This window comes from Acidobacteriota bacterium (assembly GCA_022340665.1).
In the GTDB taxonomy this organism is placed as follows: domain Bacteria; phylum Acidobacteriota; class Thermoanaerobaculia; order Thermoanaerobaculales; family Sulfomarinibacteraceae; genus Sulfomarinibacter.
The window spans coordinates 1-13434 of record JAJDNM010000136.1 but is presented as its reverse complement, the minus strand read 5'-3'; the positions used below and the strand labels follow the sequence as shown (position 1 = coordinate 13434).

The following is a 13434-nucleotide window of genomic DNA, read 5'->3' as shown; positions in this document are numbered from 1 at the left end:
TCGCCCACCTAGCCAGGGCTTTCCGGGTCAGGGAAGGAGGGGTGAAAATTCCGAATGCCGAATTCAGCAATCAAACCTCGACGCTAGTCGAGGTTTGATTGCTGCCAACTGACCCAGAAGTCCATCGCCTCATCGAGGTGATCGAGGGCTGCGATGAACTGTTCGTCGGCGTTCAATGCGACCTTGTAGCCTTCCTCCAGGCCGAGGGTCGAGTTCTTGAGTTCGACGGTGATCGCAAGGCCGATGTCGGTCCGGTCCTGTGGGGAATTTCGGATCTGATCGATGTTTTCGGCGGGCAGGATCTCCTCCTCAGCGACCCATTCGAGGAAGTGGTCGACAGTCTCGTCATCCGCCACGAATGCCCGGCCCATTTCCGGCTGATCCTCTTCCGGCACATCCTTGAGCAGCTCGATCGCGTATCGGAAGAACGCCGAGTTCCCGTACAGGCGAGCCAGGTTCTCTGAAAGTGTTCTCGCCTCCAGGATGACATCTGGCGTTATGCCACCACCACCGAGGACCGTCCGGCCGGCATCCGTTTCGTGGATGTCGTTGCCGTTGTTTCCGTTGCGATGAGTGATGTAGTCGATGTAGGAGGCGTAGTCTCGCTGGATGGAGCGACCCGACGGGGTGTAGTAACGGGCGGTGGTCAGCGCGAGCCCGCTGTCGCGCACGGTGAAGACGGTTTGAACGAGGCCCTTTCCCCAGGTCGTCTCGCCCAGGACCAGTCCCCGGTCATGGTCCTGGACCGCTCCTGCGACGATCTCGGATGCAGAAGCCGAGCCCTCGTTCACGAGAACGAGAACCGGGCCTTTGAATATCTCTCCTCGGCCGGGTGCGGTAAGTGTCGAACGGCTGGATGGTGTTCGACCTCGCGTTGTGACGATGAGATCGTCCTTGGACAGGAAAGCATCCGAAACTCCGATTGCGGCATCGAGGGAACCGCCCGGGTTGTTGCGAAGATCCAGGATCAGGTATCGCATCCCCTCGGCGTCGAGACGGGCGATGGCTTCACGCACCTCCCTCTCGCTCGAGGATGTGAACTCGGACAATCTGATGTATCCGATCTCAGGGCGGGCAAGGAAGGCATACCGGACGGTGTTCTGTGGAATCCGAGTGCGGGTGATTTCGACCGTGAAATCATCACCGAGGCCCGGGCGCGTGATGGTCAACTCCACGGATGTGCCTTCGGGCCCGCGAACCAGCTCGACCACGTCATCCAGGCTCATGTCCTCGGTTTTTCTGTCTCCGACCGCCGAAATGACATCGCCGGCTCGGAGGCCAACGGCCGCGGCCGGTGTGCCCGCCATGGGTGCGATGACGGTGACCTTTCCGTTTCGGCGAGAGATGATGATACCGACGCCGAAGAAGGAACCCTCCTGGCGCGAGCGCATTTTGTCGAATGTTCTCGGATCGAGGTAGTTCGAGTGCGGGTCGAGCACTTCGAGCATGCCGCTGATGCCGTCGTACACGATATCGGCCGGGTCGGGATCCTCCGGCAGCCACTCCAGAAGGAGGTTGACGACCCGCGAGGCGCGGATCATCAGCTCGGTTTCCTCTTCGGGCACTGAACGCTCACCGAATAGGGCCCCGGCCGTCGCACCTGTGAGCAGGATGACCAGGGCTATGATCATCGGACGGATTCGGCTTTCTCTCTGTGGCATCGATCTCCCTGTTGAATGACCCGGCCGGCGGATGACAGCCGTGTAATCAAGTGTAACCCGCTTCCTATTACGAAAACTTCCGTTCTGCTGTTTCCCTCGTGAGACCATGCCGTCAGGTCTTCCTCGGGGGTGGGTGCGAATTCTGAATTCCTAATTTCGAATTCCTCATTCGATTCTCGGTATACTTACCGCGGGAGGATTCGTGTTCGGAACCCTCGGTATGCCCGAGCTGATCCTGATTTTTGTCGTCGCCCTGCTGCTCTTCGGGCCGCGGAAGATGCCGCAGATAGGTCGTTCGATCGGCCGGGCGATGGGCGAATTCCGACGTGCCTCGAATGAGTTCAAGCGAACCATCGAGGATGAGGTCGCGGCGGACGAACTCCGAGATGTGGAAAAGGACCTCAGAGGCATCCGAGACGTCGGTAGGGAGCTCAAGAACATCAAGGATACGGTCGAGAAGCCGATCGAAAGCACCGTCAAGAAGATGCTCGAGACCCCACCGGATTCCGGCAGAACGGACGCAGAGGAGACCGGAAAACAGTGAGCTCGGCAGAGCCCGAAGTGTTTGAGAACGAGGGAGAGGAGCACGAAGAAGAGCTCCCGCGGATGACATTGCTCGATCATCTCGACGAGCTTCGCCGCCGAATTCTCTTCAGTATCATCGCGATCCTCGTCGCGTTTCTCGGAAGCTGGTATTTCGCGCCGAAGATTTTCCACTGGCTCGAGAAACCTTTTCTGGAAGCGGTTCCGGCTGGGGAGCAACTCGCCTTCACGGATCTCCCCAGTCCGTTCATGCTGTACATCAAAGTGGCCCTGTTGACGGCGATTTTCATCGCCTCACCGGTCTTGTTGTTCCAGGTCTGGCAGTTCCTGAAGCCGGGTCTTTACAGGCGTGAGCGGCGCCTCTTCGTCCCGTTCATCGTCTTCACAACACTCTTTTTTGTCGCCGGCGGGTATTTTGGTTATCTGGTCGCGTTTCCGATGGTGGTGAAATTCCTTCTCGGTGTCGGAGAAGGATTCAAACAGGTCGTCACGATCAACGCCTATTTCTCGATGATGTCGAAGATCCTGCTCGGGCTCGGGCTGGTGTTCGAAATGCCGATGCTGATTTTTTTCCTTGCTCGAATGGGCATCGTCAGCGCCGGCCAGTTGCTTCGATGGTTCAGATGGGCGGTTCTCCTGATCTTTGTCGTGGCGGCAATCATTACCCCGACCCCGGACGTAGCGACCCAGACGGTTTTCGCTGTACCGATGATTCTGTTGTACCTCCTTGGAGTGGTGGTCGCAGCGATCTTCGGCAAAAAGCGGGATGCCGACGATTGAAGCCTCGGCGCTCCGGCAGCTCGACCGCTGCCTGGGCCGAATTTTGGGCAAGCTTCGTAGAACCGCCCGGCGGTGGCCGGTTCTGCCGCAGGGCGAGCGCATGTTGCTAGCGGTTTCAGGTGGCAATGACAGTCTCGCGATGGCGTATCTGGTTGGCAAACATAACCGGCGTCTGCAGCGGCCCTTGGAGGTTGCGGCTGTTCATGTGCGCCTGGATGCTGACGGCGCGACGCGTGGTCTCCCTGCAGAGACGGTTGACTGGTTGAGATCGCAGGGCTTCGAGCTGATCGAGATCGAGGCCCGTCTTGACCGGGCGGAGAGGTTGCCACTCGACTGTTTCGCGTGTGCTCGGGCGAGGCGGCGAACTCTCCTGGAGGCAGCGGACGTCCGGGGATTCGGTTTTGTCGCTCTTGGACATCATGCAGACGACGTCGTCGAGACATGGATGTTGAGCCTGATGTATACGGGAAAAGCGGAAGCAATTCCGCCAGTCCGGTCATACTTCGATGGCGCCGTCACCGTTTGTCGGCCGCTGTATGAGCTGCAGAAACGTGAACTCAATCGCCTCGCCCGGTTGGCCGACTTCCCGGCACCAGTAGAGCGCTGTCGGCGCGAGATCGAGGCGAGGCGGGAAAAGGTCCGCCAGGCGTTGTCCGTCTTTGGGCGGGACCAGCTCCTGGTGCGGCGTCAGTTGTATTGGGCGGCTGTGAGGCAATACATGCATGAGGGCGGCGAGGCAGATGTGGAGGCCACGATCAAGGAGGATTGAAGATGGAGACTTGGGAGACAGGTTGGGAGATCGGATTTCCGGCCGCGAATGCGAACGACATCTTGCTCGCTCTGGTCGTGCGAGACCTTGTGCACGGGTCGTCGTTCGACGTCGAAGCAATCGAGGATGGAACCGAGCTCGCCTTCGATTTTCTGGCTGGCGATGAACTCCAGGAAGAGACCTACCAGCTCCTGCTCTCGGCCGAAATCACGGGCACTGACGACCGCGAAATGGTTCAGGCGTTTACCGAACAGGTGCTGGAAGATCTGATGGCCGAAGCCGAAGAACTCGTGGCGCAACGTCAGGAGCTGGGGGCACATGCGATGGTCGAGCTCGAATTCCGAGCGGTGCCCGAAGATGAGGAGCGTTGGGATCTGGTGGTGCCCGACTGGCTAGCGCCTGACGGCGCGGAGGTACCGTTCGGCTTCAGGTCGTACGAGGTCGACGGTGGAGAACCGTGGCCCTCCAACCAGGTTCTCGATGCCCATGGCAGGGTCGTACTCGTGCCGACGGGCGATCAGGTCGTGGCCTACGGAATTCCTGCACCCTCCGGATGGGGCGAGGAAGAAAAGGAAAACGATGGCCTGCCGGTACATTCGGGTCGTGTGTCGCCCGATCCCGAACCCGATCCCGATCCCGACGAATGACTGCCAAGGTCGGATGATGCAGATGATCCTCTGACGTTTGCTGACGCTCAGAAGCTGAATCGAAAGAAAGCTGCAGAAATCGATTCAGGAGCGGGATCAGGATTGGGAGCGGGATCGCAGGGGACGATTCTCGTAAACGCTTGTCGATTCAGGGGAAGGCATGTATACTCCCCGCCCCGGGAGCCGGTCCCGTCGGTTCCTGATCCCCTGGGAGGCAAAGAACAATGGACCTCATCCGCGAAGTAACGCAGGAGTACCTGAAGAGTGACATTCCAGATTTCCGTCCTGGCGACAACGTCAAGGTCCACGTGCGCCTCAAAGAGGGTGAGAAGGAACGCATTCAGGTTTTCGAAGGCCTCGTGATCTCGCGCAAGCATGGTGGTGTCTCCGAGACGTTCACGGTGCGCAAGATCTCATCCGGAATCGGCGTCGAACGGACATTTCCCCTTCACACACCCTCGATCGCGAAGATCGAGGTGTCTCGGCGCGGGCGCGTCCGCCGTGCGAAGCTTTACTACATTCGGAATTTGCGCGGCAAGGCTGCCCGCATCAGGGAGCGCGATCGCAACCGCTGATGATCCCGGAATATTCATGACGCCTCGACTGCGGTCAATGATGCACCCCACCGGGTGCGACACCTCGCCGAAATCGTCACGAGACACCATGAATAGTCCGGGTTAACTCCCGACCCGAGAATGAGTTGCCTGGGTTCAAAAGACCGCGAGCTGCTCCGACGTGCGGGGTCGATCATAGGCATCGACGAAGTCGGGAGGGGGGCCCTCGCAGGTCCGGTGGTTGTGTGTGCGGCCGCTTTCGTTCACGTTCCCGAGGATGATGAGGTTCGTGATTCGAAGGTGATGACGAAGCGCCAGCGCGAGCGGGCCGCCCAACGATTGCGAGACTGCGGTGCGCGTTGGGTTGTTTGCGAGGTGTGGCCCGAAGTCATCGATCGAATCAACATCCTCGAAGCAACACGGCTGGCAATGGCGGCAGCCGCTCGTACGCTCATTGACGAGAAATCGGTGGTGGTCACTGATCACGTTCATCCCGGCGATCTCGACTGCAAGGTTCTGGCGAAGAAAAAGGCGGATCGCGATTACTTCTGTGTCGCGGCCTCCTCGATCCTGGCCAAGGTCCATCGTGACCATTTGATGGTCAATTTGGGCCGGAAAGACCCCCGTTGGCATTGGGAGGAAAACAAGGGATATGGGACCGCGGCCCACCGCCGCGCGTTGCAGGTGCACGGGCCTGGCTCACTGCATCGGCGGAGCTTCAGTTGGTCTCCTGTGTTACCATAAAGTCTGGGATTAGGACACGTTAGTCCGGATTGTTCACGGGGATTGCGTCGCTGTATGCGACCCAATGATACGTCCGGATCGGGGAGTTTTCTGTAGATGGCCTTGAAGCGGGACAAAGTCCTCAAGGACGCCGAAAAGCTCGTTCAAAAGGGTAAGTTCGAGCAGGCAATTCGCGAGTACCAGAAGATACTCAAGAAGTACCCCGAGGATACGACCATCATCAATCGCGTTGGCGATCTGTACGGTCGCGCTGGCGAACTTCAGAAAGCGGTCGAGCTCTACGAAGAGATAGCGGGCCATTTCACCCGCGACGGATTCACCACCAAGGCGATTGCCATTCTCAAGAAGATCCAGCGTTTGGATCCGCAGCGCCTCGACATTTTCGAACGGCTCGCGGAGCTCTATTTCGAGCAGGGGCTCGTCATCGAGGCGAAGAGGGAATACCAGATCCTGGCCGACTGGTACGTCAAGCACGACCAGTTGGACAAGGCCGTCGAGGCGCACGAGAAGCTGGTTGATCTTGATCCCTCGAACCATGTGTCGGCACTCAGGCTTGCCGATCTCCTGCTTAAACAGGGCCAAGCCAAATCGGCTCTCAAGGTCTACGAGAAGCTCGGGAAGGTGCTCCTGGACGCTGGCAAGCTCGACCAGGCAGAACGGCTGTACCGGCATGTTCTTGAACAGGATCCCCCAGAGGGAGGGTTCCTGCTTCCGGTGTGTAAGGTGTTTCTCGAGTCCGGGAGGCAGGCGGTAGCTCGAGAATTCCTCGAGTTCGGAGCCGAACGATCCCCGGAAAACGTCGAACTCCAGACGCTTCTGGTTCGCACCCAACTCGCTCACGGCGAGTCACAGGCGGCTCTCGAATCCGCTCGCAAGATCCTCGAGGCGGATCCGGACAACGCCGAGGTGCGGAGCCTCGTTGGTGGAGCGCTGCTTTCGGCCGGTGAAACGTCGGACGCTCGCGACCTGCTCGTTCCTGCGGTTTCAGAGTTGCTGGAACGTGGTGATCACGTGGGGGCCCAGGCCGCGCTCGAAAACCTGCTGAAAGAGTTCCCCGAAGATCAGGAAGTGCTGAGGCTCGGGGTGCGCGCGTACAGGCCTTCCGGCGAGAGTGAAACTCTGTTCACGATCGAGGCGGCGTTGGCGGAGAGTTATTTCACGTCCGGTGAGGCGGAGGGCGCCAAACGCCTCTATATCAAGCTCCTCGAGACCGATCCCGAAAACAAGCAGTTCCGTCAGCGTCTGGCGGAGCTCGACGGCGTCGATGTCGGCGAGGCCGAAGATCAGCAGACAATCGATTATGACGAGGAAGAGATCGTCATCGAGATCGAGGATGACGTCGAAATCGAAATCGAGGAGCAATATCCCGAGCCAATCGAGAAATCGGCCTCGGAGCCTGCGCCGGCTCCCGAAAGCTTCGATTTCGAGGAACGCTTGGCCGAGGCGTTGGTGTTTGCCAAATATGGATTGACGGAAAAGGCTATCAGCCATCTCGAAGACGTCGTCCTGTTCTTCCCCGAAGAGCTGGAACCGCGGAAACAACTCGCGCTGCTGTATGCGGAACGCGGCGACCGAGAAGAGGCAGTCGCAATGGCGACGCCGATCGTCGAGCACCACCGGTCGAGCAAATCGTTGGAGGGATTGAGCGATTTGATGACTGCCATACCGGAACTCGCGGATGCGTCCGCCGAAACCGGGGAAGCAGTCGCGCAGGCAGGGTTCACCGATGAGGAAAGTGATCTCATCGAGGTTGTGGACGTCGACGGGGAGATGGCTGCAGAGGTGGTCGACGACGAAGAGCCTCCGGAGCTGGAAGAGTTCGAGGTCGACTATGACTCAGGAGTCCACGTATTTGACGGCGCTACGGAGATCGAACGCAAGGCAGAACCCGCCGAGCTTGAGCCCGAACCTGAACCGGCACCTGAGCTTCCAACTCCGCCGGTCGTGGAAGAGGTCGCCGACGAACTGGTTGAAATCAGCGACTCTTTTGCTGGACCGTCGACGGGCGATCTGGAGCAGATCGATTTCTTCATCGATCAAGAGCTTTTCGAGGATGCAGCGAGAATGCTGGCCAATCTCGAGGAGCAGCACGGCGACGACCCGGAAGTTGCCGAGCGACGGCGCAAATTGAAAGAGGTCGGGGTGCTGCTCGAGCAGGTCGAGGCAGTCGAGGAAGGCTCTGAGGAGCTCTTCGCAGATGAAGAGGAGTACATCGATCTCGCTAAGGAACTCGAGGCGGAGCTGGCGGCCGAGGAGGCGATGGTCGAAGAGGCGACGGGCCGGGGCAAGGGAGAAGCGATTCTCGAAGAGGTGTTTCGCGAGTTCCAAAAGGGAGTCGAAGAACAGCTTTCAGAGGAAGACGCGGACACGCATTTCAATCTTGGTATTGCGTACCGTGAAATGGGACTCCTGCCGGAGGCGATTCGCGAGTTTCAGGTCGCTTCACGCGATAACGACTACTTTGTCGAAAGCTGCTCGAACATAGGTGTCTGTTACCAGGAACAGGGCATGTGGTCGGAAGCTGCCGAGTGGTATCAAAAGGCCCTCGTGGCGCCAGATATCCCCGAGGAGGCGAGGATGGCCCTCCGGTACGATCTCGCGGGCGCCTATCAGTCGGCTGGCGATCTCGAACAAGCGGTCTCCCTTTTCGAGGAGATCGCAGCCTGGGAACCCTCATATCGTGAAGTGGCCGATCGGCTTGCCGATCTCAGCCAGCAGCGACAGGCGAATTAGCGCGCCCGCCCACCCCCGCATTTCGGATTTGGGATTTCGGATTTTGCGTCATTCGCCCATCTGTCCAGCCAAGCCTTCAGCGCGGATTGGATCTCGAAACTCAAAACTCAAAACTCAAAACTCAAAACTCAAAACTTCATCGGTGACGTGTGACGCCGATCCGAGGACAGAGGTCGTCGAGCGGACATTCGCTGCACCGTGGTGAGGTCGGGTGGCAGCAGTTCTGCCCGAATGTCACCATGAGATCGTTAATCGGGATCCAGAGTTCGATCGGGAGTACTTCGTTGAGGGCCTTCTCCGTCTGCTCGGGCGTCTCGGTGGCGACCAATCCCAACCGGTTGGAAACGCGGTGGACGTGGGTATCAACGCAGATTGCCGGAATGCTGAAGCCAAGCCCGAGCACCAGATTGGCGGTTTTTCGACCGACGCCAGGAAGGCCGAGGAGCGCGTTCTCGTCAGCAGGTACCTCACCGCCAAACTGGTCGCGGAGAGTGGTGGCGATTTGCTGAAGTTGCCTGGCTTTGGTGTTGTAGAAGCCGGCGGGATAGATTGCCTTCGCGATGCATTCCGGGTCGAGGGCTGCAAGCCGATCGGCCGTGGGCGCGAGGTCGAATAGCCGCTTGCTGGCCTCGGCTGTCACCTCGTCCTTGGTTCGCAGCGAAATGACGCATGCGACCAGGAGTCTGAAAGGCGACCGTGATTTCTCCTCCTCGGCAAGCGTCGTCACGCGACATGAGCTGCGAAACTCCTCGAGCCTTCGGGCAATCTTGCGGATCTGGTCGACGGTTACGCCGGACATTCGAAGATCATCAGCGGTCGCGGGCACCGCGTCAACCGGAAAAGGAGTTGACGCAGGGGTGTTGAGTTCAGGGAAAATTGACCCGGCGGAAAACACAGTGATACCGTGTCTGTTCTGCTGCTCACTTCCGACCCCTCGACACCGACTGCGGGGATCGGACGGGTGAGACCACAGAGGAGGATCGATGGCACCCAACGGAACACATGTCTTTACCTCGGAATCAGTCACCGAGGGTCATCCTGACAAAATCGCCGACCAGATTTCAGACTCGATTCTTGACGCAGTGCTCGCCGAAGACCGGAGCGGTCGAGTGGCGTGCGAGACGTTAGTGACAACGGGCCTCGCGTTTTTGGCCGGTGAGATCACGACTTCGTGCTACGTTGACTTCCCGGCGATCGTGCGCGACACGATCAAGGAGATCGGATACACGCGGGCAAAGTTCGGCTTTGATTACGAAACCTGTGCGGTGATCTCCTCGATAGATCCGCAGTCACCGGATATCGCGCAAGGCGTGAATCCGGGCGGAGCCGGCGATCAGGGTCTGATGTTCGGATATGCGACCGACGAGACTCCCGAGCTGATGCCGATGCCGCTGATGATGGCGCATCAGCTCACGAAATGTCTCAGCACCGCGCGCCGACGTGGCGAGCTGGATTGGCTGCGACCGGATGGGAAATCACAGGTCTCGATAGAGTATGAGGGCGACCGACCGAGGCGTGTCGAGGCAGTTGTCGTGTCCTGTCAACATTCGGAAGAGATCGATACCGAGACGCTGCGAACCGAGGTCAGGGAGCAGATCATCGAAGCAACCGTCCCGGGCGAGCTCCTCGATGCGAACACGAAGATTCACATCAACCCGACCGGGCGTTTTGTCATCGGTGGGCCCCAGGGCGACTGCGGGCTGACCGGTCGGAAAATCATCGTCGATACATATGGCGGTGTGGGTTCGCACGGCGGAGGCGCGTTCTCGGGAAAGGATCCGTCAAAGGTGGATCGATCCGCCTCGTACATGGCTCGTCACGTGGCAAAAAACATTGTAGCGTCGGGGCTCGCTCGCCGCGCCGAGGTGCAACTCGCCTATGCCATCGGAGTGGTCGAGCCGGTTTCAGTGCTGGTCGACACCTTTGGCACCGGCGAGGTTCCCGATGAACGGGTCACCGCCGCCGTGCGCGACGTTTTCCCCTTGTCACCGCTGGGAATCATCGAGTATCTCGATCTCCTCCGTCCAATCTACAAAAAGACAGCGGCCTTCGGTCATTTCGGCCGAGAAGAACCCGAGTTCACCTGGGAGCGGACGGATAGGACCGGCGATCTCCGAACCGCGTGCGGCAGCTGACGTTCTATCTCGGTGAGCCGGCGGGTGGCATGCACCTTGCGTGGCCATCCGTAAGCCGTCACCCCTGATTGGATTCAGGCGCTCGATACCGGAGAATGGGCGAGGTCGGCGCGAAGGACAGGCCAGTTTGACCAACGCAAGACGCATTTTCGGCACACGAACACCGCTTCGACGACAATACGTGGTCGCGGCCGGAATCTTTCTGTGCCTCATGATCGGCATCATTTTTCTTTTCGGTCATTTGATTGCCGGCTCACTCTCGCGCCGGTATCTGGAAGACGTGCTGGCGGGAGGGCGTGAAGAAGCAGAGCGGATCGCAGCGGAGCTCGGCAGGGCGGAAGCCGAAACTCTCGACGTCGTGGAGACCCGCAGAGAAATCCTCACGCGGACCTTGGAGGGAGATCCGGAACGACGCATCTGGAAGTCAATCGAGGTTACTGACGTCGAGGGAAAGGTCGTATTCTCGTCTCGCAGCCAGTCAACAGAAGAGATCCCCGAAGCACTCGCCAGCGATCTCCAGATTCAGGGAACGTTGTCGGATGAGAATGTGATCGAAACGGAAAATCCCTATCGCATTACCGTTCCGCTCGGCGAGGTCGGAGCAGTGGTTCTCAACGTCGATCGGTCGGAGGTGGCCGAACGGGTGGCCGATCTTCGCGGTGATCTCCTCGGACAGACGGTTCGCATCGCTGCGTTGACCCTTGGCACCTTGATGTTCGCCTTCGCGTTCGTGTGGTACCTCATTCAGAGAACGAGGCGCCTCGAGGCGCAAAGATTCGAGGCCGAGGAGATGGCGGCACTGGGGGCGTTGGCCGCCAATCTCGCACACGAGATTCGCAACCCACTCAACTCCATCAATCTCAACCTGGAGTTGCTCGACGAGGACCTGCCTGACGACAGTGAGGCGGCGCGCGATTCGCTCGCGAACACCCGCGCTGAAGTCGGGAGGCTCGCGAACCTGGTGAGCGATTTTCTGACCTATGCGCGCCCGAACCATCCCGAGCTCGGTCCGGTGCGGGTGGACACGATGCTCGCCGATGTTGGCGAATTTCTCACCGCCGAGGCCCACAACGCGGGTGTCCACCTTCGAGTCTCTCCTGGTTTACCGGACACGACTGTATTGACCGACAAGGGGCAGCTGCGGCAGGTGCTACTCAACCTCGTCTTGAATGCCGTTCAGGCGGTCAGGTCTTTGCCGGCGGACAGAAGAGTTGTCGAGATCGATGCCGATCGATCCGCCGACACCATGGCCCTCGTCATAAGGGATCGGGGCGACGGAATTCCCGCAGAAGAGATGGAGAATGTGCGAAGGGCGTTCTACACGAGGCGTCGAGGTGGCAGCGGTCTCGGGCTGGCGATTGCCGAAAGGTTCATCGAAGCGCAGGGGGGCAGGATCGACCTCGTCAACCTCCAACCTCACGGGTTCGAGGCACGGGTCACCTTGCCGATCGACCACGAAGCTGGCAGAATCAGCGGGTGAACGGGCGATGTGATGCGCTCCGCCACCGTTACATGGAGGTTTGCATGATTCGAAGAGGGCTGCTTTCAGCTCTTGTTGTTGTTTTCTCGGTCGGCGCAGTGCCGGCCGCAGCGCAATTCATGGCAGCGGATCTCATCTACCTGCCAGCGGTTACGCATATCAATGGCTTTGGAGAAATCCGTTGGCGTTCGGACCTCTTCATCACCAACGTCGAGGAGACCGCCAGTATTGACATTGCGATCGTGTATATCCCGACGGGACTCAGTTCGAGAAGCAACTTTTTCGTCGATCGGTCGACCTGGCTCGGGGGCAGAGAGAGTGATGGATTCGGCTTCATCGATCCTCAGCTGGCGGGCATTCCGCCGGGTGGGACAGTCGTGATCCAGGATCCGGTGGGAGAACACTGGGCAACCGATTCGACGACGGCGAACTCGGGCGCAATGGTGGTTTTCGCGTACGAGGCCAACTCGCTCGAGGATGACGGCACGAGAGTGTTCAGGAACGCCATCGTGAACACCCGCGTCTACACGCCGCTCACGTTCTTTGTCGCGGATTCTGACAACGAGGGTGAGTACCTCCAGCGGTCCGGGACCTTTGGCCAGACCCTGCCTGGCGTAGCCTGGTACAACCTTGCAGATCCGTCCGCGATGGGCGAGAATGGTAACTTCAATTTCCAGATTGTCACCGGCGGCTACGAGAACGGGGACATGCGGTTCAACCTCGGCATCGTCAACGCCTCCGACCCCTTGACCTCGATCACGCTCCTGCTGCAACCGTTCCGGGGTGACGGCGAACCGTTTCTCGACGTGGACGGCAACCAGATCTCGAGAATCGTCGAGATGCCTCCGGCATCGCACGTCCAGTACAACAGCGTGTTTTCCCTGTTCGACTTCGGATCGGTCCCTGAAGACACCCTGCTCAAGGTCTCGGTCCTTCGTTGGACCTCCGGCAGCAGCGAACCGGTTGTCGGAATGACGGTCTACGGGACTCTGATCGATAACGTGACCCAGGATCCGACCGCGGTCCTGCCGCTGTTTGCGTATCCATACAACGTCGATTGCCAGTGGCCGTCGGGAGACGCGAAATCGAGCGCCGGATCGTATCCGACGGTGAGCCGGCGTCCTGTTGAGATTCCCCCACGGTGAGAAGTCTCAACTCGCGAATTGACAAGAATCGAGCGGGTGGTATCATCCCGCGGACGTGCGGGAAACCCGCCTGAAAGGAGAGCAAGATGGCTGACCCTGACGACAAGCTTGCTGACAACGTACCCGGAGCGTGGTACGTGGATTCGAACTGCATCGATTGCGACGTCTGCCGAACGACAGCGCCGAATAATTTCGAGGCAAACGAAGACGAGGGGTACTCCTACGTCTCCAAGCAGCCCGAAA

General features: G+C 59.3%; 13 protein-coding genes. 11 read left to right on the top strand and 2 right to left on the bottom strand.

The features are described 5' to 3' along the window. Positions 1-83: 83 nt before the first annotated feature. Positions 84-1661, bottom strand: a complete 1578-nt coding sequence (locus LJE93_15300; protein MCG6950279.1) for a S41 family peptidase — start codon at positions 1659-1661, stop codon at positions 84-86. 202 nt (positions 1662-1863) lie between these two features. On the opposite strand from LJE93_15300, the gene tatA reads away from it, so the two are divergent. From tatA to LJE93_15265, 7 genes are all read left to right on the top strand, one after another. Then, positions 1864-2205: a twin-arginine translocase TatA/TatE family subunit gene (tatA, locus tag LJE93_15295; protein MCG6950278.1), complete on the top strand. Its 342-nt coding sequence runs from the start codon at positions 1864-1866 to the stop codon at positions 2203-2205. After that, on the top strand, positions 2202-2984 hold the full coding sequence (gene tatC, locus LJE93_15290; GenBank protein MCG6950277.1) for a twin-arginine translocase subunit TatC: 783 nt from the start codon (positions 2202-2204) through the stop codon (positions 2982-2984). Before tatA ends, tatC begins: the two co-directional genes overlap by 4 nt. Continuing rightward, positions 2971-3753 carry a hypothetical protein gene (locus LJE93_15285; GenBank protein MCG6950276.1) on the top strand — a complete coding sequence of 261 codons (783 nt, stop codon included), beginning with the start codon at positions 2971-2973 and terminating at the stop codon, positions 3751-3753. The genes tatC and LJE93_15285 overlap by 14 nt, the downstream gene beginning before the upstream one ends. Before the next feature lie 2 nt (positions 3754-3755). Then, on the top strand, positions 3756-4400 hold the full coding sequence (locus LJE93_15280; GenBank protein ID MCG6950275.1) for a hypothetical protein: 645 nt from the start codon (positions 3756-3758) through the stop codon (positions 4398-4400). A 224-nt stretch (positions 4401-4624) separates the two neighbouring features. Next, on the top strand, positions 4625-4975 hold the full coding sequence (gene rplS, locus LJE93_15275) for a 50S ribosomal protein L19 (protein MCG6950274.1): 351 nt from the start codon (positions 4625-4627) through the stop codon (positions 4973-4975). A 120-nt stretch (positions 4976-5095) separates the two neighbouring features. Further along, the gene (locus tag LJE93_15270) at positions 5096-5698 is read left to right on the top strand and encodes a ribonuclease HII (GenBank protein ID MCG6950273.1); all 603 of its coding nucleotides are present in this window, start codon (positions 5096-5098) and stop codon (positions 5696-5698) included. A 96-nt stretch (positions 5699-5794) separates the two neighbouring features. After that, positions 5795-8431: a tetratricopeptide repeat protein gene (locus LJE93_15265; GenBank protein ID MCG6950272.1), complete on the top strand. Its 2637-nt coding sequence runs from the start codon at positions 5795-5797 to the stop codon at positions 8429-8431. A 136-nt stretch (positions 8432-8567) separates the two neighbouring features. Here the strand turns inward: LJE93_15265 and LJE93_15260 are convergent, their stop codons facing one another. Further along, the gene (locus LJE93_15260) at positions 8568-9230 is read right to left on the bottom strand and encodes an endonuclease III (GenBank protein ID MCG6950271.1); all 663 of its coding nucleotides are present in this window, start codon (positions 9228-9230) and stop codon (positions 8568-8570) included. A gap of 184 nt (positions 9231-9414) precedes the next feature. Between LJE93_15260 and metK the strand changes: the two genes are divergently transcribed. From metK to LJE93_15240, 4 genes are all read left to right on the top strand, one after another. Beyond that, entirely contained in the window at positions 9415-10566 is a 1152-nt protein-coding gene (gene metK, locus LJE93_15255; GenBank protein MCG6950270.1) for a methionine adenosyltransferase, read from the top strand. 127 nt (positions 10567-10693) lie between these two features. Then, entirely contained in the window at positions 10694-12046 is a 1353-nt protein-coding gene (locus LJE93_15250; protein ID MCG6950269.1) for a hypothetical protein, read from the top strand. A 44-nt stretch (positions 12047-12090) separates the two neighbouring features. Then, on the top strand, positions 12091-13191 hold the full coding sequence (locus LJE93_15245; GenBank protein ID MCG6950268.1) for a hypothetical protein: 1101 nt from the start codon (positions 12091-12093) through the stop codon (positions 13189-13191). An 86-nt stretch (positions 13192-13277) separates the two neighbouring features. Further along, a partial coding sequence (locus LJE93_15240; protein ID MCG6950267.1) for a ferredoxin occupies positions 13278-13434 on the top strand: 157 nt, incomplete at its 3' end.